Annotated in this window: 22 protein-coding genes and 1 pseudogene; 3 read left to right on the top strand and 20 right to left on the bottom strand. The window is 68.2% G+C overall.

The features are described from left to right. Window positions 1-48: 48 nt before the first annotated feature. Both ACIQAC_RS34250 and ACIQAC_RS34245 read right to left on the bottom strand, forming a co-directional pair. Window positions 49-1,386 (bottom strand): hypothetical protein, encoded by a 1,338-nt coding sequence (locus tag ACIQAC_RS34250; protein WP_402198154.1) that lies wholly within the window; start codon window positions 1,384-1,386, stop codon window positions 49-51. 308 nt (window positions 1,387-1,694) lie between these two features. Then, window positions 1,695-2,021, bottom strand: a complete 327-nt coding sequence (locus ACIQAC_RS34245; protein ID WP_402198151.1) for a hypothetical protein — start codon at window positions 2,019-2,021, stop codon at window positions 1,695-1,697. A 14-nt stretch (window positions 2,022-2,035) separates the two neighbouring features. On the opposite strand from ACIQAC_RS34245, the gene ACIQAC_RS34240 reads away from it, so the two are divergent. Both ACIQAC_RS34240 and ACIQAC_RS34235 read left to right on the top strand, forming a co-directional pair. Next, window positions 2,036-2,527, top strand: a complete 492-nt coding sequence (locus tag ACIQAC_RS34240; protein ID WP_402198149.1) for an MFS transporter — start codon at window positions 2,036-2,038, stop codon at window positions 2,525-2,527. Continuing rightward, window positions 2,524-3,741: an acetyl-CoA carboxylase biotin carboxylase subunit family protein gene (locus ACIQAC_RS34235; protein WP_402198148.1), complete on the top strand. Its 1,218-nt coding sequence runs from the start codon at window positions 2,524-2,526 to the stop codon at window positions 3,739-3,741. The genes ACIQAC_RS34240 and ACIQAC_RS34235 overlap by 4 nt, the downstream gene beginning before the upstream one ends. A gap of 66 nt (window positions 3,742-3,807) precedes the next feature. On the opposite strand, the pseudogene ACIQAC_RS34230 reads toward ACIQAC_RS34235, so the two are convergent. From ACIQAC_RS34230 to ACIQAC_RS34215, 4 genes and pseudogenes are all read right to left on the bottom strand, one after another. After that, window positions 3,808-4,279: pseudogene (locus ACIQAC_RS34230) on the bottom strand (aminotransferase class I/II-fold pyridoxal phosphate-dependent enzyme); the annotation flags it as partial. Further along, the gene (locus ACIQAC_RS34225; protein ID WP_402198146.1) at window positions 4,164-5,849 is read right to left on the bottom strand and encodes a hypothetical protein; all 1,686 of its coding nucleotides are present in this window, start codon (window positions 5,847-5,849) and stop codon (window positions 4,164-4,166) included. The pseudogene ACIQAC_RS34230 and the gene ACIQAC_RS34225, both read right to left, overlap by 116 nt. 66 nt (window positions 5,850-5,915) lie before the next feature. Continuing rightward, window positions 5,916-7,037, bottom strand: coding sequence for a DnaB-like helicase N-terminal domain-containing protein (locus tag ACIQAC_RS34220; protein ID WP_402198144.1), 1,122 nt, complete (start codon window positions 7,035-7,037; stop codon window positions 5,916-5,918). Further along, on the bottom strand, window positions 7,037-8,308 hold the full coding sequence (locus tag ACIQAC_RS34215; protein WP_402198143.1) for a DNA cytosine methyltransferase: 1,272 nt from the start codon (window positions 8,306-8,308) through the stop codon (window positions 7,037-7,039). The genes ACIQAC_RS34220 and ACIQAC_RS34215 overlap by 1 nt, the downstream gene beginning before the upstream one ends. 452 nt (window positions 8,309-8,760) lie before the next feature. Between ACIQAC_RS34215 and ACIQAC_RS34210 the strand changes: the two genes are divergently transcribed. Next, on the top strand, window positions 8,761-9,321 hold the full coding sequence (locus ACIQAC_RS34210) for an SMI1/KNR4 family protein (protein ID WP_402198141.1): 561 nt from the start codon (window positions 8,761-8,763) through the stop codon (window positions 9,319-9,321). 56 nt (window positions 9,322-9,377) lie between these two features. Here the strand turns inward: ACIQAC_RS34210 and ACIQAC_RS34205 are convergent, their stop codons facing one another. The 14 genes from ACIQAC_RS34205 to ACIQAC_RS34140 all read right to left on the bottom strand — a co-directional run bounded on the left by ACIQAC_RS34205 (window position 9,378) and on the right by ACIQAC_RS34140 (window position 19,155). After that, window positions 9,378-9,587, bottom strand: coding sequence for a hypothetical protein (locus ACIQAC_RS34205; RefSeq protein ID WP_402198139.1), 210 nt, complete (start codon window positions 9,585-9,587; stop codon window positions 9,378-9,380). Window positions 9,588-9,619: 32 nt separating this feature from the next. Then, entirely contained in the window at window positions 9,620-10,459 is an 840-nt protein-coding gene (locus tag ACIQAC_RS34200) for a hypothetical protein (RefSeq protein WP_402198138.1), read from the bottom strand. A 257-nt stretch (window positions 10,460-10,716) separates the two neighbouring features. Continuing rightward, on the bottom strand, window positions 10,717-12,504 hold the full coding sequence (locus ACIQAC_RS34195; protein WP_402198137.1) for a type IV secretory system conjugative DNA transfer family protein: 1,788 nt from the start codon (window positions 12,502-12,504) through the stop codon (window positions 10,717-10,719). Window positions 12,505-12,535: 31 nt separating this feature from the next. Next, entirely contained in the window at window positions 12,536-12,871 is a 336-nt protein-coding gene (locus ACIQAC_RS34190) for a DUF317 domain-containing protein (RefSeq protein WP_402198134.1), read from the bottom strand. Beyond that, the gene (locus ACIQAC_RS34185) at window positions 12,868-13,176 is read right to left on the bottom strand and encodes a DUF317 domain-containing protein (protein WP_402198398.1); all 309 of its coding nucleotides are present in this window, start codon (window positions 13,174-13,176) and stop codon (window positions 12,868-12,870) included. The genes ACIQAC_RS34190 and ACIQAC_RS34185 overlap by 4 nt, the downstream gene beginning before the upstream one ends. 134 nt (window positions 13,177-13,310) lie before the next feature. Next, the gene (locus ACIQAC_RS34180) at window positions 13,311-13,727 is read right to left on the bottom strand and encodes a hypothetical protein (protein WP_402198132.1); all 417 of its coding nucleotides are present in this window, start codon (window positions 13,725-13,727) and stop codon (window positions 13,311-13,313) included. A 168-nt stretch (window positions 13,728-13,895) separates the two neighbouring features. Next, complete coding sequence (locus ACIQAC_RS34175; RefSeq protein ID WP_402198129.1) at window positions 13,896-14,717, bottom strand: DUF317 domain-containing protein; 822 nt, start codon at window positions 14,715-14,717, stop codon at window positions 13,896-13,898. After that, the gene (locus tag ACIQAC_RS34170; protein WP_402198126.1) at window positions 14,708-15,064 is read right to left on the bottom strand and encodes a hypothetical protein; all 357 of its coding nucleotides are present in this window, start codon (window positions 15,062-15,064) and stop codon (window positions 14,708-14,710) included. Before ACIQAC_RS34170 ends, ACIQAC_RS34175 begins: the two co-directional genes overlap by 10 nt. A gap of 26 nt (window positions 15,065-15,090) precedes the next feature. Beyond that, the gene (locus ACIQAC_RS34165) at window positions 15,091-15,894 is read right to left on the bottom strand and encodes a DUF317 domain-containing protein (protein ID WP_402198125.1); all 804 of its coding nucleotides are present in this window, start codon (window positions 15,892-15,894) and stop codon (window positions 15,091-15,093) included. Next, window positions 15,891-16,250 carry a hypothetical protein gene (locus ACIQAC_RS34160; protein ID WP_402198124.1) on the bottom strand — a complete coding sequence of 120 codons (360 nt, stop codon included), beginning with the start codon at window positions 16,248-16,250 and terminating at the stop codon, window positions 15,891-15,893. Before ACIQAC_RS34160 ends, ACIQAC_RS34165 begins: the two co-directional genes overlap by 4 nt. A gap of 45 nt (window positions 16,251-16,295) precedes the next feature. Continuing rightward, window positions 16,296-16,457, bottom strand: a complete 162-nt coding sequence (locus ACIQAC_RS34155; protein WP_402198122.1) for a hypothetical protein — start codon at window positions 16,455-16,457, stop codon at window positions 16,296-16,298. 395 nt (window positions 16,458-16,852) lie between these two features. Next, on the bottom strand, window positions 16,853-17,611 hold the full coding sequence (locus ACIQAC_RS34150; RefSeq protein WP_402198119.1) for a hypothetical protein: 759 nt from the start codon (window positions 17,609-17,611) through the stop codon (window positions 16,853-16,855). A gap of 273 nt (window positions 17,612-17,884) precedes the next feature. Continuing rightward, complete coding sequence (locus ACIQAC_RS34145; protein ID WP_402198117.1) at window positions 17,885-18,733, bottom strand: relaxase/mobilization nuclease; 849 nt, start codon at window positions 18,731-18,733, stop codon at window positions 17,885-17,887. Then, on the bottom strand, window positions 18,730-19,155 hold the full coding sequence (locus ACIQAC_RS34140; protein ID WP_402198115.1) for a hypothetical protein: 426 nt from the start codon (window positions 19,153-19,155) through the stop codon (window positions 18,730-18,732). Before ACIQAC_RS34140 ends, ACIQAC_RS34145 begins: the two co-directional genes overlap by 4 nt. Window positions 19,156-19,163 lie beyond the last annotated feature (8 nt).

Raw genomic sequence — 19,163 nt, 5'->3', positions numbered from 1 at the left:
GTCAGGCACGGCCACCAGGGCAGCTACACCTCATTGCGTTAGCCGTTCTTAGGCGGTGAAAAGGGCGTTGCGTTTCGTACCGGGCGCTCCGATGATTGCCGAAGGAGCGGTGCGGATGAACGCTCCGTCGAAGCCATTCTCTGAGAAGAACACGCCCCACGCGGGCATGACGCTCTCTAGTTGACCGCTGTCGGGATGGGCGACAGGCTCGGGAGTGGGCTCGACGCGGTGTTGGATGATGAACGGCCCGCCGACCGACTGCCGCAGTAGGTCTGTCCATGCACGTTCTTCGGTTTCCCAGCCTGCTACAACGCCTAGCCCCCCTTGTCCCGCGTTCGGTTTTAGGACCAGTTCCCTCCGGTGCGCTACCGCGAAGCGCATGAGATCGACGCATTCGTCCTCGAATTCGGTTGCGCCTTCGCGCAGGAGACGGGTCCAGGGGACCATGCGGTCGATCAATTCTCGCTCAGTGCGTGAGAAGGCGTTCCGGTAGCGCTGGTCGGACAGGAGGGCTATAGCAGCTTTGTTTTGGGAGAGGTGGCTTGTGGGCGGCGTGTGCAGGACAAGGCCGCCCTCCTCAGATACCTGGCAGACCATCTCGTACGTTGCCTGGGCAACTGCGTCGCCGACGAGTTGGTCCACCATGAAGTAGCGCAGCATGAGATCGATCGGCCTCCCGTCAAGGTATACCCGGCCGTTCTTACGCTCCAGCTGGCTTAGTTCGCCAAAGGCCAGATCTACCCCGTAGTGCTTCAGCGATGCTTGGATGGAACGGAAGGTGTTCTCCCAGGTCGAGATTGTGCCGTCCGCCTCCACAGCGGCGATGAAGGGTTCTCGGCCTTCCGATACTGCAGAGGCGGCGTGGCGCAGCAGATCTGCTCTGGAGGCCATGGTGTCCGTGTAACTGAGACCGAACTCCTCCGCGAATCCGGCGAACGGGTCCGAGTTCATGAGGGCGTGCTGCACTTGTGATATGTCCGCACCACCCAGTCCGGTGTTGACGTTGAATTCCAGTAGCTTGAATTGAGGTCCCACTCGGTATAGGTCTGCGCGCCCGGAGGTGGGGGGCATCGCGTGGGGAAGGCGGCCGACCAGGGCTGTGCGCTCCTCATCCAATCCGATGGCCGAACAGTAGGCGTTGAGGTTCGCATCGAACAGTCGGCTGGGGAGCGATACGACGATGTCGAGCAGCTCCCTAAGGTCGATCCCCAGGGTTTCCATGGCGTTCCGGTCGGCGAAGAAGGGCCGGGGTGTCATGTCGTACGCGGTACGGATGAAAGAGGGTATCGAAGCGGTCGACATCACCTTCCGGAATCGCACGTCGGTCTGACAGCGCCTGTTGAACTCGTCTGTCACCTGATCTGCTGACCTGCGTTCTACCGCCATGCTTACTCTCCGTCGTCAGATTCTTTGTGGCGCAAGCTTTGTTTGTGGCCTGTACAACCCGGACCACGTTCTCCGCCAACGCGGCACTGAGCGGACTGTGACCCGCAGGTCATGAGCGACGACGGCGGTTTCGTCACCGCGCGCGAGTCGCTCGGCCGGCCTCTGTCTGAAGTCGCTCCTGAAACGCCCGACGCTGGGCGGTCAGGCCGCCACCCTGCCGTACCTCATGAAGACGACATACCGCTGGGATCACGAGCGGTCAGCTCCCACGACAACACGCTTTGAAGGTCGGTAGCGGCGCTGGCAGCTCAAACCGGAGTACGAGCGTCCCCCTCGGCCACCAGCCTCGGGGCCGTTGCCGCCATGGGCGAATCGGCGGGATCGGGGGCGATCTCAAGCCTGACCGCCGCCCGTGCGGCGGCGATGGTGCGCAGCACAGTCGCCTGGTCCGGGCCGTGGACCGAGGCGCTGACTGGGATGCACATGTTGTGGTCAGTGACCGGTACGGGATCGCCGGGCCCGAACCCGACGAGTACGTCGGCGATGCCGGGCAGCGCCCGCAGCTCGTCCAGCCCGTGCACGGCCAGCAGCGTGCCGGGGGCGTCGTCGTTGCGGACAACGACGGAGCCCAGCACAGCGCGGAATCGGAGTGCTCCTCAGCTGCATGTCCGTGGGAAGCATGGCGGGCGGCCTCGCCCTGGGAGCGTTGCCGGCGGGCAGGTCGAGCCGGGCCACGTTCCCGGTCACGCTGGCCGTACTGTCCGTGGGCGCCCTGGTGGTGGCGGCGGCCAGCTTCACCTGGACGGCGGTCCTGATCGTGGCCGCGATGGTCATGGGTATCGCGGTGGGGCCCAGTTTCGTGGCCCTGTGGGCGACGGTCGGCGACATGTCTCCGCAGAACCTGGCCGCGGAGACCCAGTCGTGGATCAGTTCGTTCATGTCCTTGGGCGGATCCGTCGGGGCAGCGCTCGGCGGCCTGGTCATCCAGGCACTGGGACCGGGGGCGCTGCTGCTTCTCGCGGCGGTGGCCCTGGCCCTCGCGTCCGGGCTGGCGCACCTGGCCATCAAATCCACATCAGTGACGTCTGAACAGGTGCCGGGAATCGATCCCCATCGCGCCGTAACCACGGAGGTGCAGTGACTCGTCAACGGGTAGCCCTGGTGAGCCATGTGGGTTACGACGCCTACCGCCACGACGACGGCAGCCCCTTCTTCCCTCCGGACGAATTCGACATCACCCTTCTCGCGCGCCCCCGCGACATCGCACAGCTGACTCCCGGCCAGGTGAGCCGCAGCATCGCGGTGGACATCCACCCCTCCGGCGAACTCGCGGGGTCGCTTCCCGAGTTGCTCGGTGACTTCGAGTTCGACTGGGTGGTGGCGACCCAGGAGCGGCTGCTGCTGCCGGCCGCGCGGCTGCGCGAGACCCTGGGCGTCGGCGGTATGGGAACGGAGCACACGCTGCTGCTCCGTGACAAGACGGCAATGAAGCGCCACTTCTCGGCGCACGGAATCCGGGTCCCGGAGTTCATGGAAATATCCGAACCCGGGCAGGCGGCAGAACTGCTCGACAAGTTCGGCCAAATCGTCATCAAGCCCGTCCTCGGCTCCTCCTCCATCGACGTGCACATCGTCCGGAACCAGAGCGATTTGAAGACCTTGCAGCAGCAGGGGTTCGCCAGTACGGACCGCTATGAGGCCGAGGAATTCATCGCGGGCCGCCAGTTCCACATCGACAGCGTTGTCAACAACGGTCTGCCGGTTGCCACTTCCGTCTCGCAGTACCTGGACTCGCACGAGGCGTTTCCGCTGAACGGTCAGGTCCGGTCGCACACCCTCGACGACGGGCCGGACCTCGAACTCCTGCTGGAGTTCAACCGCGCGGTGCTCGCGTGCATCACCTGGTTCAGTGGTGTCACACACCTCGAAGTGTTCCTCGACGACCGCGGAAAGCCGGTGTTCTGCGAATTGGGCGGCCGCCCCGGCGGCGCCGGAATAGACACCACATTTCGGTACCGTCATGGGATTTCCCTGCTTTTCGCCAGCATCCTGCCGCAGATCGGACGCACTGTCCCGGACCGAGGACATCAGGCGACCGTGGATCAGCCCGCGACCGGCTGGTCCATGATCTACCCGCCGAGGCTGGGCCGCTTTCGTGGCTTCGACGCGTCTCCGCGGGCCGAGTGGCTGCTCCGGCTCACGGCGCCCTATCGTCCGGGCGAACTCGTCAGGAGACCCCGGCAGGCGAAGGACGCGATCGCGGTCGCATCCGTCCGCGGCAAGGACTCACGTGAAGTCGTCGACCGGCTCGCCGAGGTCAAGAGCGAACTCGTCGTCTCCATCACCCCGGAGTGATCGGCTGCGACACGTCTGAGACACCGCCTCACCGACGTGTGCTTGCTCCCGCCGTCGTTTCTCCCACACTGCACGGGCCGACCGCAGAAAGGCGTCGTTGTCCGACGGTGTCCCCACGGAGGCGCGCAGTCGACGCGGCACACCGTTGTCGCGGAACAGGACTCCGTGTTCAAGCATGGCCTGCCACGCCCAGCAGGTATCGCCGAAGGGGCCGAACTGCACGAGGGGAGCGTCGGATTCGTCGACGTCGTAGTCGATCGCCGTCAACTCACCCACGACGCGCCGCCGTTCGTCCTTGAGCTGTTCCCACGTAGGCCAACAGTATGTTGGAGTGGTCGAGCGCGGCCATGGCGAGTGCCTGGGCCGCGGACGACAAGTGGTAGGGCAGCTGTACGAGTTGTACCACCTCAACCACGGCGGCGTCAGTGACCAGATAACCCACGCGGAGCCCCGCGGCGCCGAAAGCCCTCGACATCGTACGGGTGACCACGAGGCGGGGACGGTCCTCGACCAGTGGCACCAGGGAGGCCGCCTGGCTGGATCGCCACCCGGGCGTGGAGATCATCTGCCGGGACCGGGCGGGCGCCTACGCCGAAGGCGACCGCCGCGGTGCCCCGATGCTCTGCAGGTCGCCGACCACTTTCACCTGTGGCAGGGCCTCGGCCGTGCTGTGGAGAGCTGTGTCGCCGCCCACGGCAACTGCCTGCGCACCTCGACGCCCTGCAGCACGCTGTCTCAGAGAACTCCGCCTGCTTCTGAACGGCCGCGGAACGACGCAGACCTCGGGTCGGCCGGCGGGCGGAGCCTACCCGGCGGCAGTAGGCGGCGGGGTGCCGGACGGCCCGGCGCAGGGAGCGCCAGTTGCTGAGGGTGCGTGGCAGTCCGTCGTCGGGTGCGCTGTGCCAGGAGCGGTTCTCGTCCTGGGTGCCGAGGATGGGCAGATGCCAGGGCCGGCCCAGATGGTCCACGTGACGAGCGTGCTGCTGGGAGGCGAAGGCGTCGAACTGGATGGCCGCGTCCCCGGACGGGTTCGTCCAGCGGATCCAACGTCCGTCGACGGTGTGCTCCCAGCCGGCGTCGGTGAGGGGCTTCGTGGCGGCGGTGATGGTCTTCTCGTTGATGGGACTTCCGATGGCGGTATCCCACCCGTCGGTCGCCTTCGGCGAGGTGCTGCAGCAGGCCTGGCGCACGGGGGCTGGGGTGGTGCCCGTGGCGGTGAGGTGCCACCTTCGATCGGAGACGGGCGTCTCGTACGCGGCCACGGCCCCAACGGTCTCCCGGGGGTGGACTTCGTGGACGCGCTCGATGCGAAGAGTCTGTGATTCGTGGATCGCCTGGGTGGTGTCGTCTGAGAAGGTCCGCCACTTCTCGAACTCGCCGAGTGCGTCGAGAAAGCCGTCGAGGAGCGCGTCGTGGTCGCCGGTATCGGCCAAGTGGATGGGGACGGTCTCAGGCTCCGGGCGGGAAGGTTCGGACTTGGCCGTGGTGACGTCGCAGACGGAGCGCGCTGCGATGGCGTCGCATTCGGTGTCGGTCAGGGGCGCCGGTCCGGGGCGCATCTCGGCCGCGTGGACCTTCTCGAAGGCGAGCAGGGCCTTGGCGGGTGAGTCGAAGGTGTCGGCGATCTGGCGCAGGTGGTCCTCGCCGTGCGGGTAGACGTTTTTGCCACCTCGGTGGAGGTAGGTTGCCACCGCGACGGTGGTGTGGCCATCGTGGGCGTGGGCGTGGATGAGGAGCTCGCCGTTACGGATGTCGTCGTGGATCTTCTGCGCCTGATTGGAGACTTCGCGGATTTCTCCGCGCGTGCACCACGGCATCGGGTAGTTCGGCCAGGTCCATTCCTCGCTGATGGCTTCCTGGAGCCTCGGGGTGATCTCGACGGTGATGCCTTCGGCGATCAGGTGTTGGGCCGCCTCGTCGGCCCAGTAGGGCTCCTCGTGATCGATGCGGGCCAGGATCAGGACGTTGGTGGCGGCGACGCTCCCGTCGGCTGTGTCCAGAGCCATGCGGGCGACGCGGGCCTGGATGCCTGTTATGACAGCCTGCAAAGCGCTCGGGTGAGTGGGATGGATGTCGAGGCGGACGTGGGCGTCGATGGCGGGAGTCACGCGTTGGGAGTCGCGTCTTCTGCCAGCGGCTGGGCCTTCAGATCCGGCCACCGGCGTACGCGGGGGCTAGCGGGTTGCTCGTGTGGAGCGGCGGGTGTGCGCGGCCGTCGTGGTCGGCGGGCCGGCGCGGGTGTTGGGTGCTGGTCGCCGTCGCTGTGCCGGGGCAGTTTCGGTGGCCTGCTGCCAGCGGGTGCGGGCGGCGCTCATGTCGGCGAGGGAGCGGCGGGCTCCGACGACGAGCTGGAACGGCGTGTTCGCCGGGTCGCCGGCATACGCCTCGATGTTGCGGCCGGTGTGTTCGGCGGTGGCCAGGAGGGAACGCTGCAGGGCCTGCCGGCCCAAGTGATCGACGGAACCTGCCGGTTCGGACAGCAGGCGTAGTACTTCGCCCGGTTCACTGCCGTCGTCCAACAGGCCGCGCTGCTGTGCCTCCCATAGGACTGTGACGGGGTCGACGGGCTCGTGGCGGTGCGTCAGGGCAGTCAGGCACTGCCACAAGCCGGAGTGCAACGGCACGGTGAGGTCGCCGGGGAGTAGCCACTGAACAGAGTCGATGTCTGAGGGGTAGGCCGTGGCGGTAGCGAGTAGGAGCCGTTCTTCCTCGACGGCTTCTGCGGAACTGGGCGCGGCGGGTGGCGGTGCCGTGGGACGAGGCAGTACGCCTGCCCGGGGCGGGAAGCGGCTTGCGATGTGGTCCACGACCGTCGCGAGCGCGTCGGCCTTGGTGAGCACGGTCTGGACGGGGTGCGGGAGGGAGACGTCGTGGACGGTGTGGACGAGGTGTTCGGCGGCCGTCTGCAGGTGGCGGCGGGCGTGCTCTGCCTCGACCATCCGGGCATATGCGGGAGCGTGACTGGGCCGGGGGCAGACCTGGACGAGGCTGTGCAGGTAGGAGGCGGTCAGCCCGCGCGCCTGCTCTCGGGCCTCGGAGAGCACGCGGTCGAGCCAGTGGGTGCTCTTCGCGTGCTCGGCGGGGTCGGGCCGCGGCAGGGTGGTGATCGCACTGAACAGGGCGGCGTGCGCGACGGTGGAGAAGGAGTCGGCGACGATGCAGCTCATATCGTCCACACGGTGCGGGTGGAGGAGGAGGGCCCCGAGGAGGGCCTGTTCGACATGGAACACCGGCTGGGGCGGTGCGATGGTGTCGAGGTCGACTTGTTCGGGCTCGGGTTCGGAGGAGTGGGGCATCAAGCGGCGAGGGTGAAGTCGTCGGGGTCGAGGGTGACGCCGAGGTGCGGGGCGAGGAGGTGGCCGGCGAGCAACGGGGGCACCGCATTGCCGATTTGGGAGAACTGCTGTCCCTTGTTGCCGGCCCAGGGGTAGTCCGCCGGGAAGGTCTGCAGGAGGCCGGCCTCGCGGGCAGTGATCCGGATCGGCTCGGGAACGGCCAGCGCGTCGGCGTCCTCAATCGGAGGTGCGGTGGGCTCGGCGATCCACGTGCACGCATTTGCGCGATGCCCGAAGAACAGCGTGCCGGCCGGCTCGGACAGGAGACGGACAGTGGCGTTGGCCTGGTTGTTGCTGCGTAGGGACCAGGACCAGCGGTGGTCCTCAGTGGTGATCGTCGGCGCCGAAGCGTCGGCGGCACGGTTCTCGCGGGTGCCGTGCCGAGCCGCCGACCCCGCGGCCTCGCGACGAGACTGCAGGACCATCCCGTCCGGCCGGGGCATCCAGGTGCCGCGCTCGCGAGCGTCGGACAGCGTCTTGCGGGAGCCCGAGGGGAACGGCTCGGGGCCGCCGCCGGGCCCGCCACCCGCGCAGACGGTGGGGACGGGGCGGTCCGTTGCGCCCCATCCCAGGACTTCGGCCATGCTGACCCAGCGGGCTCGACCTGGACCGAACAGCGACTCGGGCTCCGCGAATTGGGAATGCGTGGGTGTGGGCGGCAGTGCCGTGCGTACGCGGGAGGCCAGGAGGATTGCTCGCTTCCTGGTCTGCGGGACGCCGAAGTCGGCCGCGTTGAGGATCCCGTACCAGACGGAGAACCCCCACCTGCGCAGGACGGCCGCGTACTGCTTCCACAAGGGGAGGACGTCCGGTACTTCCTCCATGGCGACCCAGTCGGGCTCGCCGACAGTGTTCAGCGCGTACAGGTAGCGCATCGGCTCGGCGGCGAGCAGCGAGCGCTCGTCGCGGCATGCGGCGAGCAGACGCTCGCGGGTGTCGTGACCGGCGGCTAGGTCCTTGACCGCCGCGTGCACGAGGGGCTGGTCGAGCAGGCCCAGGCGCTTGCCGGCCTTGCTCCATGCCTGGCACGGCGGAGAAGCAATCACGCCGCGGGTGCGGCCGACGAACGGCCAGGTCGGATACATCGCCACGTCGGTCTGGATGGTCAACTGCCCGGACCCAGAGCGGGTTTTACACGCCCAGGGGTCCCATTCCAGCCCGATGTCGCGCATGCCCAGGACGTGCAGTGCTCGGCTCCAGCCGCCCGGCCCCGCGAAGAGGTCGAGTATCACGTGGCCAGCCCGAAGCCGTCCTGCGTCAACTTCTCGGCGTCTCCGCGGCACGCCCAGGGCGAGCAGCCGTCCTCGACACCGATCTCCAGGACGTCGGCCTCGTCCGCACTGATCCGCAGGGCCGCCCGCTCGGCTGCGGTGACATGGTCGATTGGCGCCCGACTCAGCGGAACGCGGGAGCGGTGCAGGAACGCCTCGCCGAGCAGCCGGCTGCCCGACGCATTGGCACGGGTATTGCCCTGCCGTATGGCCGCGTCGAATTCGACGACGTCCGCCCGCTCGGACGGAGATTTTTCCCTGATATGAAGCCACTGTGCATTTCCGTGGAACGGGCAAGCTATTGAGAATTGAGACAGGGGTGTGTCCTTTCTGAGGGCAGGCGGTTGGCAAGGGGCAGGTGGCGGTGCCGCAGCGCGCGAGGCGTTGTCACTGGGGGGTGGTATCCATGCCGCATGAATATCAACCGAGCTGACCCTGCTGAGTTGGCGGCGCTTCGTGCGGCGTTCGACGTTGATGACGGAGGTGAGTCGGCTCCTGGTTGGGAGGCAGTGCATGCCTTTGAAGCAGCACATGGGATCGTGCTGCCCGAGCCGTATCGGACTCTCGTCGCCGAGATAACGGACGGTTCATACTCTGTGCCGCCCGAGTACGGACAGCTGTCGGTGGCGGAGCTGCCGGACGACTGGGGCGATGACGAGCAGGAACGCGACCTGAGCAAGCCGTTCCCGCTGGTGGAGGCATGGATCTGGGAGGAAGACTCGGACCAGTCCGAGGATGCCGACGAACGCCTTGAACGGGTCTACAACCACGGCTCGATCGTGCTCGGCACCGACGGGTGCGCGATGAACTGGCATCTCATCGTCACCGTGCCTCGCCGAGGGTACGTTTGGCTGATCAGTGACGTCGGTGCTGTCCCATTCGGCGAGCAGTTCGGGTTCACCACTGCTGAGCCTGGCTTTGCGGGCTGGATTCGGCATTGGGTGGCGAACAAGCCCTGGTATGACGCTGCGTGACCCTTTAGGAGTGCGGTCTGTGGTGGTCCTCTCCAGCTCCGATTGACCTCAAGAGCTCAGGGAGAGGGACGAAGCTGTCGGCTGTTCCCGGTTCCCTGGAGTGGGGCCTGCGGGGTGGGGGCGTCGGCGAGTGAAGCGACTACTTTCCGGTCGCCTTCGAGGGCTTCGCGTTCGTCGGTGAGGTTGAGCTGTTCGAGCATTTGGTCGATGCCGTCCTTGTCGAAGTCTCCGGTCTGGCGGTAGGCGTCTCCGAGATTGATGCTCACCCACGCTTGCTCATCAAGGGTTCCGCAGGCGGTCATCGGTGGGCTGCCCTTGTGGCTGCGGGTTGGTGCGGGCCCACCGTGAGGGCCGCGTGTCGCCCAGCCTGATCTGGTGCGATGACCGAGCTGAGGGCCATGATCCCCGCTTCAGTGAGATGTACACGGTCCTGCGGTCTGGCGTAGTGACGGGAGGGTGGCGCCGTGCCGATGGCCCGCGAGACCAGGCCGACGTCTTCCAGCCCGGGTACGTGGCTGGCAGGTGACTGCCACCCGGTCCTCGTGCTGGTGTGGACGGTTGGCCCGTCGGGGGTGTCGGCGATGCTGATGTGCCCGCGGGCGACGGCAAGCAGGGCTTCCCGTTGACGAGGGGTTACTTCTGCGCCGATGCTGCTCCCGCCGTAGTTGCGGTCGGGCAGGTACGGCGCGACCTGGATGGCGGCTTCAACGACTGCTTCGGGAGCCAGGACCGTCAGTTCGCGGGCAGCTTGGATGTCATGGGCAATCACTCGGAGAACCTCGGCACGGCTCTCGCTCGCCTCGGATGAGCCAAGGGCATGACGAGCTGTGGCGAGGTGGCGGGCTGCGCCGCCACTGAGGTGGGCGAGTTGCTTGAGCCGGGCGACCGTGCTGGTGAGTGCCCGGCGCGTGTGCAGTGGCTGGTTCGGGATGATTTCGATGGTGGCGTTGGTCTCGCGCTGGAGCCGGTGGGCGCAGCGCATGTACAAGTCTGGGTCTGCGGGCGGGCCGGAGAATTGCAGCAGAACATCCAGCGTGTCGTTGTGCTGGATGTAGCGGCAGGCGAGCGTCAACAACCGCTCCACACAGTTCGGCGGCTGGGGAACATCGAACATGGGGGCGTCGGGCGGCGTGGTCATGAAGGCCTGAATCCAGATTGGTTTAGGGGCGGCGGGCGGGTTCGGGGCAGATGGCCGCATGGTGTGGTTGCGTCGGAGGGAGGACTACTGCTTTGCGATTGAGGCGTGCAAGAGCCGTGTAGGCGTCCAGTTCGGGGCTGTCCAGCTCCCCCGCGGTGCTGATGACAGTCCGCTCAGAGGCGCGGTGTGAGCTGTTGTGAACGCTGCGCGCAGGGAGCGTCACCGTCAGGGTCCACGTACCAGGGCTGTATGCGGGCTCACGCGGCCTCACCGAAGTCGGACTGCTTTGGTGCGTGCTTCGCGATGGCGCGAGCGGTGATCGCCTGCGACGCTCTGGCAGATGCTGCGGAGAGTTCCTCCGCGCCGGGCTCCAGATACCACGGCCGAAGGTCGAGCATGGCGGCCCGCATGCCGGTCGCGAAGCAGAGCGCGGTGCCCTTTGGGAGGGCACGGATCGCGTCGGCGGGCAGGATCCGCTCCTGCCGCATGCTGATGGAGGTCGACTTGCCGGACTCCGAGTGCGAGGTCGAGGTGGTTTCGACGTCGTGGTCGCCGATCAGGCGGGACAGCTTGTCCGCGAAGTCAGGATCGTCGATGCCGGAGCCGATGACCTTGATGGTCGAGGCGGACCACATGGCGTCCATGCCGGCGTCCGACCAGACCTTCTGGCCCTGGCGGTAAGACTGAAGGATCGTGATGGGGATGACGCCTCGTGACCCGAGGTGTGAGTACAGGTCCGGCAAGTCCGAGATTTTGCAGACGTTGGCGGCCTCGTCGAGGATCGCGAGCATGGGCGGGTCGAGGCGTCCGCCGGCACGTTCCGCCTGTGCGGTCGCGGCTCGCATCACTGAGTCCGCGCATGCGGCGATCAGTGCCGAGGCTCCTCCGCCGCCGTCTTTGCTGAGCAGGAACAGGGTGTCGGTGGAGGTGACGAAGGTGGACGGCTTGAACTCTCGTACGTCCTGTTGTGGCGTGACCCAGGAGGCGATCTCGTTGTTCAGCAGAGAGGCGGCGTACTGGCGGGCGGTCTCGTAAATGCCGTCCCGGGTTTCCGGGGGTCCTTCCACTGTTCCCTTGAGCTGTGCGGCGACCGCGGCGAATTGGTGGTCACGCAGGATGTCAAGCGGGGTGCGGTCTGCGGGGAAGGCCAGCCACTGCATGACGTCGGTGATCGGGCGATCGTCGAGGGCCGCGGCGAGGAAGAGCTGGGCGAGGATGTTGGACCCGGCCTTGGACCAGAAGTCCCCCTGCTGGCTCGCGTCCACTGACGCGGCGAGGAAGTGTCCGGCCAACCGTCCCGCGCCTTCCAGGGTTTTGGCATCCGCCAAGGGGTTCCACCACATCTCGCGTGCGGCGTGTGCGATCTGCTGCGGGTCCATCGACCACACCTGTCCCGCGCGGGTGCGGGCATCGTAGGTGGCGGTGAAGGCATCGCCGGCGGCCTTGTTCGAGGTCAGCAGGACCGGTCCAGGTGCGGTGAGTACGGAGGGGATTGCGAGTGAGGTGGTCTTGCCCGAGCGGGGGGCCATGATGGCGACGGCCACGTCTTCGTAGCCCATGCGTACTTCGTGCCTGGTGCCCTGCAGGTTGCCGAGCAGGATGCCGGTGTCGCGGGCCTCGATGCGCTTGGCGTCCTTCAGGCTCGGGCGCAGGGATCGGGCCTTGTCGGTGATCACCTTGGCCATCAGCGGTTCGATGTCCCTGGCCTTGGCCATTCCGGTGATCTTTTTCCGGCCGCCGCCGTGGTTTGTGTGTCGGGCCCACAGAACGCTCGCCACCGTCCCGAGGGCAAGGAGGAGGAGAACAGGAACGACGCGGGCACCGATCAGCAGGGACGTTTCTGCCGCGTTGGGCCAGACCTGCTCGGGATGGAGCAGGGCCTTGGTCGGCTGATACGGGGACCAGCTGGTGCCGGTGAGGTAGGCGGTGATGTTGCCCGACAGCCAGGCGAGGTGGGAGAGGGGGACGACGATGGCGAGCACGCCGACAAGGAGGCGCAGGACAAGGTCGTACCCATCGGTATTGCTGTTGGAGGAGGAGGGCAAAGGCTATGTACTTCCGGTCGGGGTCGGAGATTCAGCGGCTGCGGCTGTCCTTCGCCGGCGGCTGTCGCGAGGCGATTTGGGTCATCAGCAGGGTGGCACGCCTGGCAGCAAGGGATCGGACGCGTTCTTCCAGCGCCCCTGCGACGTACACGGCGGGCACGTCCGTGGTCCTACGGGTGATGACGCTCGCGTCGGGGGCCGGGAGGTTGCGTTCGCGGTTGATGCGCGCAAGCAGCTTCGGATCGGCGAGCGCAGCGGTGAACGCGGTGACCAGACGGGCAGGAATGTGCGCGCCGCAGCGGGCCTGCCACACGGTGTTGTTGCCGAGTTCGGCCGTGGCGACCCAGAAGGCGGTGCTGCGCCTCACGACATGCTGGACACGGCGGTTCCGTCGGGGGAGACGACGCCGTTCCAGTTGTATCCGCCGCCCCATCCGGCCTGGGCGAGGGGCTCGAATGGGCCGGATGATGCGCTGGCTTTTGCGGACGGGTCGGTGAGGGAGGCTGTGACGGCGGCGATGAGTTCTACCGGGGTGCGAGCGCCGAAGCCGGCAGACCAGGCGGGTCTGCCCGGCTCTGCCGCGTGGTTGGGCGTCCACCACCGTCCCTCGTGTTCGGGCTCCAGACGCAGGAGAGCTTTCTGGTCGGGACTGGAGAGCAGGACGCGAGGCATGAGGGGGTCGTTGCCGTAACTCCATCCGCAGGCCCGGTGGAGAGGGACAGTGATCCAGGCGGGGTCGCCGCCGCCGGCGAGGTGGCGCGGTGCGATGTAGTCGACCTCGACTGTCCCATGAGCTGGGGGCGCGCTCACCCGCGTGCCGTACCTCGCCGTCCGGGTGCGGGCGCCGGAAGCGGTGCTAGGGGCGAACGGGCTTGGCGAACAGCGGAATTGATCTCCTGGAGTGCCTTTCCGTGAGTGGCCCAGTCGTCGAGGTAGCTCCACGATTCGGCGTGATGCTCTGCGAGGGCGTCGTCGAAGGCAGCGGTGCCGGGCCTGGCGGCGATGGGGAGGGCATCTCGGGTCTGCAGCCACTGCTCGTGCAGCTCGTCGAGCCGGTCGAGGGCGGTGTGCAGGACATCCAGCTGGTAGACCCAGCGGCTTTGCACGGTGTCCGACGGCAGAAGGCCCAGCTGGGTCTCGGCCGTGGCCAGCAGATGACGGGCACCGAAGCGGAGCGACTCGAACGCCTCGGCGGTGTCGGCGTCTCGCTGGCTTGAGCGCAAGCCGTAGGCGTGCTCGTCGTCGGGCCAGCCATCGGGGTCGGTGTGCTCGTCGGAGTAGGCGTCCCAGGAGTCGAGGATCTTCTTGCTGTCACGGACAAAGCCTTTGAGGTGACGGAGGAAGTCGCGGTGAGAACGGTGATCGTGCGTAATGGGTGGGTTCCTGTCGGTTCAGCGGCGGGTAGCTGACGGCGCGCCGTAGCCCTTCGCGGGGGTAGCCGGGAGTCTCGACTGCTGTCGGCGGGCAGAGCGCGCCCGTGCGCGGAGCGATTCGATACGGGCGGTGTGCGCCTCGACCACCTGCTGTGGACGTAGCGGACTGGGCTCCTGCACGGCGCTGTAGTGGGCGGTGCGGTCGTACTGGTTGCGCTGTATCGGGCTGGGGTCGGCCAGCGCGGTGAGGAACGCTGCGACGAGGTGTGTGGGAGTGTGCTCGTCAAAATAGGCATGCCAGATGCGCCGGCCGGGGTATCCCCCATGACCGGGCTCGCTGGTCTCGACATGCCAGGAAGGCCGGCCACTGAACTCCCTTAGCGGACGCAGTTCGATATGGCACATGGAGTCCGGCGAGTGCGCCGTGCCATCGGCGTCCCGGTGCCAGCCCGCCGAGGTCACCGGCCGCCACAGATCCGGCTGCTGTGGCGGCGGGGCGATGAGGGCGTCGGTGAATCCGGTGAGGATCTCGGCGGGTACGAGTTCGCCGAACTCTGCGTACCAGCCTGGCTCGGAGTCGATGGGTTCGGCACGCAGCCGCCACCACGCCGAGGTGTGGGACTGCGGGTCGAATTGGAGGCAGTGCCGGAGGTCGGGGCTGCGCATGACGATCTCGGCGCTCAGCGGGTCGGAGACCGTGCTCCATCGGGCGGCAGCGAGGCCGTGGGTGACGTGACGGACGTCGCCAGGTCCGGCGAGGTGGCGGGGGCTGGTGTCGACAGGGAGCCGCCAGGCGAACTCCTCGGCGAACGCGGCGAGTTGCCGTGAGGTCAACGGCATCGGGACTGCTCTGGCCCGCTTGCGGGCGCATCACCGTAGAGGTCGCGCAGGTCATCGGGCACGTAGTGCAGGGCGTGCTGGTCGGTCTGATGCCGCGCGGCCGTGCGCAACTCGGTGATCAGGCGATCGGTCTGCGCGGTGCGTGGCGTGTCCGGGTGTTCCTGTACGGCGCGGGCGAGGGCGCGCAAAGTGTCGGCGAGCTGGACGGGCAGGCCCGTGTACTCGTCGAGCAGGGGCTCGACGAGGGCGAGTGCCGTGACGGGGTCTGGTTTCTCGCGCACGTAGTCGGTGAGGTCCGAGAGAGTCTCGGTTGCGGTGCGGATGGTGTCCGAGGTGAGGGCGGGCATCGGGATCCTTGGGGCAGCGTGTCGGGTCAGCGGCGGGTCCGGGCGCCGCCGGCCGGGGTGTACGGGCGGGCGCTGGTGTGTGGCCGGTGGCTTTGGGTGTTGCTGCGGGCCCAGGCGGCGGTGTGGGCGGCGGTGATCCGGGCTTGTTGCCACGCACGGAGTTGGGAGGGCGTGACGGACACCGACCAGGTCCGGATCTGCGCGCTGAGCGGGACGCGCCCGCGTGGGCGCATCACGGGATCGGGGCTGGCGAGTTCGGCCGAGAAGGCTTGTACCAGGTGCATGGGCGTGTCTCGTGTGAAGGTGGCTGTCCAGCCGTTTCCCTGCTTGTCTGTGGCGCCGGTCCACCACATCGCTGGGCCTTCGGGGCTGTGGTGGTAGTGCATCCACGCGGTGCCGTCGGGGCTGGTGGCCATGTAGTCCTGGCCCTCGAAACGCGTGTGCCAGTTCTGCTCCTGCAACGGAGCCCAGACGTTGGGGGCGTGGGCGGAGCGGGGACGGGTGAGGGCGTCGGTCAGACCGGCGACGATCTCCACCGGGGTTTGGCGGCCGAGGTGGGCCGACCACTCGCGGTTGGTGCTGTCTGCTCGGCTGTGGATGGTCCACCCGCCGGGAAGGACGTAGGGGTCGTAGGTGATGCGGAGGGCGCGGTCCGGGCTTTCCATGTGCAGTGGACCGCCCTTCTTGGATTTGTCCCGCCATCCCGAGGAGCGCAGGAACTCCGAGACATGCCGTATGTCGCCCCCGCCGGCCAGGGCACGGGGTTGGACGAGGTAGTGCTGCTCGGCCTGCTCGTCTGGCGCCCGGACCTGCCATTGCCGGTTCTTCACCGGTGCCGCCTGACGACGAGCGGTGCGGGCCCGGGGGGCTTCGCCGTGGTAGTAGCCGGCTGTGCGCCAACGCGCTGCAGGGTGTCTTTGTGCTCGTCCAGGTCGAGAGCGATGTCGTGCAGCTCGTTCGTGGCTCGCCCAAGAGCGAGCCACGCCTCCGCGGGGAGCGCGCCTCGCTCCGCCTGGTCCTTGGCGAACACGCTTCCGGTGGCGACGAGGTGAGTGACGCCTCCAAGGACCCCTGTGTCCGGGTCGAGCACCCGGGCGATGACTTGCGCGGCCTGGGGCGGGGGGAGCTGGGAGAGGTGGTCGGCGAGCTGGCCGAGCTGGCGGGTGATCTCGTCGGCCAGTCTCACCGGGTAGGGGCGGGGTGGGTCATGCTCCTCCGGGGCGGTGGACGGTCAGTGGTGGTGGCGCTGCCCGACACGCTGTGCCTCGGCGCGGACCGCTTCGGGTCGGGCGCCGCCCAGCGGGGAGTTGCGGCCGTGGCCGGTCGGGATGCAGGCGCGCAGATAGCGGCGGAACAGGGCTGTGGCGAACCGGGGTTGGAGCCGACGGCTCATCGGTGGGGGTGTACGGCTTGCTACGAGCTGCTCCGGCGTAGTCGGTGCGGTGGGCGGCCTCGGCGTGTTGTCGGGGCTGCCTGGGTGTCTTACGAGGTACGCCATGTCGGCGCTGGGTGCGAGAGGGGGCTGGCCGGGCCCGGCGGCTGCGCGGCGAGGCGAGCCGTTGGGGTGCGGAGGCCGTGCACGGGCTGCCGGGAGGCAGCTTCGTCGATGACGCCGGGCCTGCAGTTGGCCTTGGGCCCAAGCCATGAGCAGGGCGGGGATGGCGCGGGGCACCGGGCGCTTATGTTCGTCGGCAGCTGGGTGTTCGGTTGCGGAGTGTCAGATGCCGAATAGCGTCGGTGGGGATGGTGACGGGCTTCCAGCACCGAGAAAGTCGGGGTCCTTGGCCGTCACCGAATGTGGGTCGCTGGCGTACGGGTGCTGGCCGGGGCCGTCGGCATGGGTGCCGGTGCGGAGGTCGGCGCGGTCCGGCCTGCCGGGTGCTGGAGGGCTGTACCGATGCCGAGCGCTTCGAGTTGCGGGCCGATCTCGCGCAGGGCGCGGGCCTGAGCTTGGGTATCGTCGCCGTTGAGCCGGTGGATGCCGCTCTGGGGGTCCTGGATGAAGCCGTGGGCCGCGAGGACAGCGTGGGCGCGGTCGTCGGCGGGGGCGGTGGCGACGCTGCCGTCCGGCTGCCAGGTCAGAACGACCCGGTCCGGCTGAGAGGGCTGGACGCCGCCCAGGGCGTTGTACCGGACCTGGCCGAGTGCGTTGTTGTAGCGGGCGAGCAAGTCGCGAGCGATCTGCTCGGCGCTCAGGAACGGGTCATCAGCCAGGGCGATGCCGTTGGGCTCGGGCACGGCGCCGTACGCCTCGTCGGGCAGTGCGCGCGGGGCGATGGCGGCGATGAGGAAGCCGTCGCGCTCGTCGTGCCGGTTGAGAAGGACGAGCTGTGCGCCGTCGGGGCGGCTCAGGACGGCGGCCTGCTGCAGGGGCTGCTCGGCGAGGGAGGCGGCGAGCAGGTCCAAGTCCCAGATCCGGTCGGTGAGTTCGGCGAGGTCGTCCTTGGCGTCGGGCGACAGTAGGGAGATGGTCCAGGCGCCGGGAAGTTCGCCGGCGAGGACGTCGGCGTATGTGGCGAGGTGCTCGGAGGTGTCGTGGTCGTGCATGGTGTCCTTGGGCGAGTTGGGAGTCGGCGGTGCTGTCCGGCAGCTATCGGCAGCTGGGCCGGGAGGGAGCGCGGCGGAGGCGGATAGGCGCACACGGGCCAAATTCGGCGGGGCCCGGTGGTCGGTCTCGTGGACGCGGACGACGGCGCTCATCCCGCCGCGCTGGAGGACGCCGCGGGTCCCGGAGTCGCCGCTACGGGCAAGGAGTTCGTCCCAGAGCGGGGGCACAACGGATGCCGAGTAGCGGTCGGCACGGGGTCACGAGACCCCTCCTTACAGCTTTCGGCGGGCGGTGTGCCGAGCGGCGGCCGGGGCCGGGACTGCACGGGGCTGCACCACGCAGGCGGCCGCGGTGTCCAGGTCTTGCTGGATGGCGTGCAGGCGGCGGGCGATCAGCTCCAAGCGGTGCGCAGCGTCGGCGCCAGCGGCGCCGGGCTCACGGGCGATCCGGTGCGCGGTGTGCTCAACGAGCCCACGGACCGCGGCCAGTGGCCCGGCCTGCTCGTCGGCGAGCTGGGTGAGGACACTCGCGAACTGCAACGACACAGTGGGCGCCGCACGGACCGCAGCCCGCGTTGTGGGTTCAGCGCCTGCCGGCGAGATCAGGTGGAGATCCTGCTCGATGCGGCGGGCCTCGTCCGCGAGGCGTCGCAGGACGTCGGCCGGCGGAGCGTGCCACGCGCCGTCGAGATGGATCAGGTTGGCGATCACGTCCATGCGCCCGGGCTGAGCCTGAACGGCGATCCAGCGGCACCCGTGCTCCTTGCCGGGGATCTCGATACCGGCGGCCCGCGCAAGGCGGTGGGCGGCTTCAGCCCACTCAGGGCCGGTCAGCTCTCTGTCGTCGGGGTGGAGCCGGACGTCGACGTGGAGAATCGCGTGTCGGTCATCGTCCGGGCCAGCAGCGAACGGGTGCTCCAGGTAGGGGCCTTCGAGGTGCTCGGCCCACTGGACGGAAGTCCAGCTCTTCTGCCCGTCGTGCCGGGTGAAGTAGTCCAGGTCGGGCCAATGGGCGACGACCGTGTACTCCGTCAGTTCCTCGTTCGGCGAGACCGGACGCCCCAGCGCCTCTTCGAGCGGGTCGTGCGGGCTGTGGGTCCGTTCGTGCAGGCTGGGGATCACCTGCCGCCTCGGATGTCGGCGATGTGCACGAGTTGGCCCAGGGCTGTGGTGGTGTACCAGCCGCAGTCGATCAACTTATTTCTGTCGTCGAACCGCGCAAGGAGGGCGTCCTCCATGGCCCGCAGGTAGATCAGGCAGTCTGGGCAGCGGCGCGTGAGGTGCACGAGATAGCGCGGGTGGGCGGTGACGTAGGACTGGTCGCCGCCGGTCTGATCACGCAGCCGCCACCCGTCCTCATCGGTCGGGGTGTGCCAGGACGGGGCCACGACGCGCATCGCGTCGCCCCACAGTTCCCCGCCGGCCACCCCTTTCAGGACGACGACGGTGTCACCGGCCTGGAAGTGCTGGTGCGTGATGTCCCGGTCAGGGGTGAGCGGGTCAGGAGCCGGCGCGAACGCCGAGGCGGGCGGGGGTTGGGACATGAGTTCCT

It is taken from the genome of Streptomyces sp. NPDC088387 (assembly GCF_044753385.1).
GTDB lineage: Bacteria > Actinomycetota > Actinomycetes > Streptomycetales > Streptomycetaceae > Streptomyces.
Note: the sequence above shows the minus strand (reverse complement) of the source record. Positions and strands in the feature narration are given on the sequence as shown.

Coding starts and splice junctions, on each gene's coding strand:
- ACIQAC_RS34250 (WP_402198154.1), bottom strand. CDS start 1,386: ATGGCGGTAGAACGCAGGTCAGCAGATCAGGTGACAGACGAGTTCAAC.
- ACIQAC_RS34220 (WP_402198144.1), bottom strand. CDS start 7,037: ATGCCCCACTCCTCCGAACCCGAGCCCGAACAAGTCGACCTCGACACC.
- ACIQAC_RS34210 (WP_402198141.1), top strand. CDS start 8,761: ATGAATATCAACCGAGCTGACCCTGCTGAGTTGGCGGCGCTTCGTGCG.
- ACIQAC_RS34200 (WP_402198138.1), bottom strand. CDS start 10,459: ATGACCACGCCGCCCGACGCCCCCATGTTCGATGTTCCCCAGCCGCCG.
- ACIQAC_RS34185 (WP_402198398.1), bottom strand. CDS start 13,176: ATGCCTCGCGTCCTGCTCTCCAGTCCCGACCAGAAAGCTCTCCTGCGT.
- ACIQAC_RS34175 (WP_402198129.1), bottom strand. CDS start 14,717: ATGCCGTTGACCTCACGGCAACTCGCCGCGTTCGCCGAGGAGTTCGCC.
- ACIQAC_RS34170 (WP_402198126.1), bottom strand. CDS start 15,064: ATGCCCGCCCTCACCTCGGACACCATCCGCACCGCAACCGAGACTCTC.
- ACIQAC_RS34155 (WP_402198122.1), bottom strand. CDS start 16,457: ATGAGCCGTCGGCTCCAACCCCGGTTCGCCACAGCCCTGTTCCGCCGC.
- ACIQAC_RS34150 (WP_402198119.1), bottom strand. CDS start 17,611: ATGCACGACCACGACACCTCCGAGCACCTCGCCACATACGCCGACGTC.
- ACIQAC_RS34140 (WP_402198115.1), bottom strand. CDS start 19,155: ATGTCCCAACCCCCGCCCGCCTCGGCGTTCGCGCCGGCTCCTGACCCG.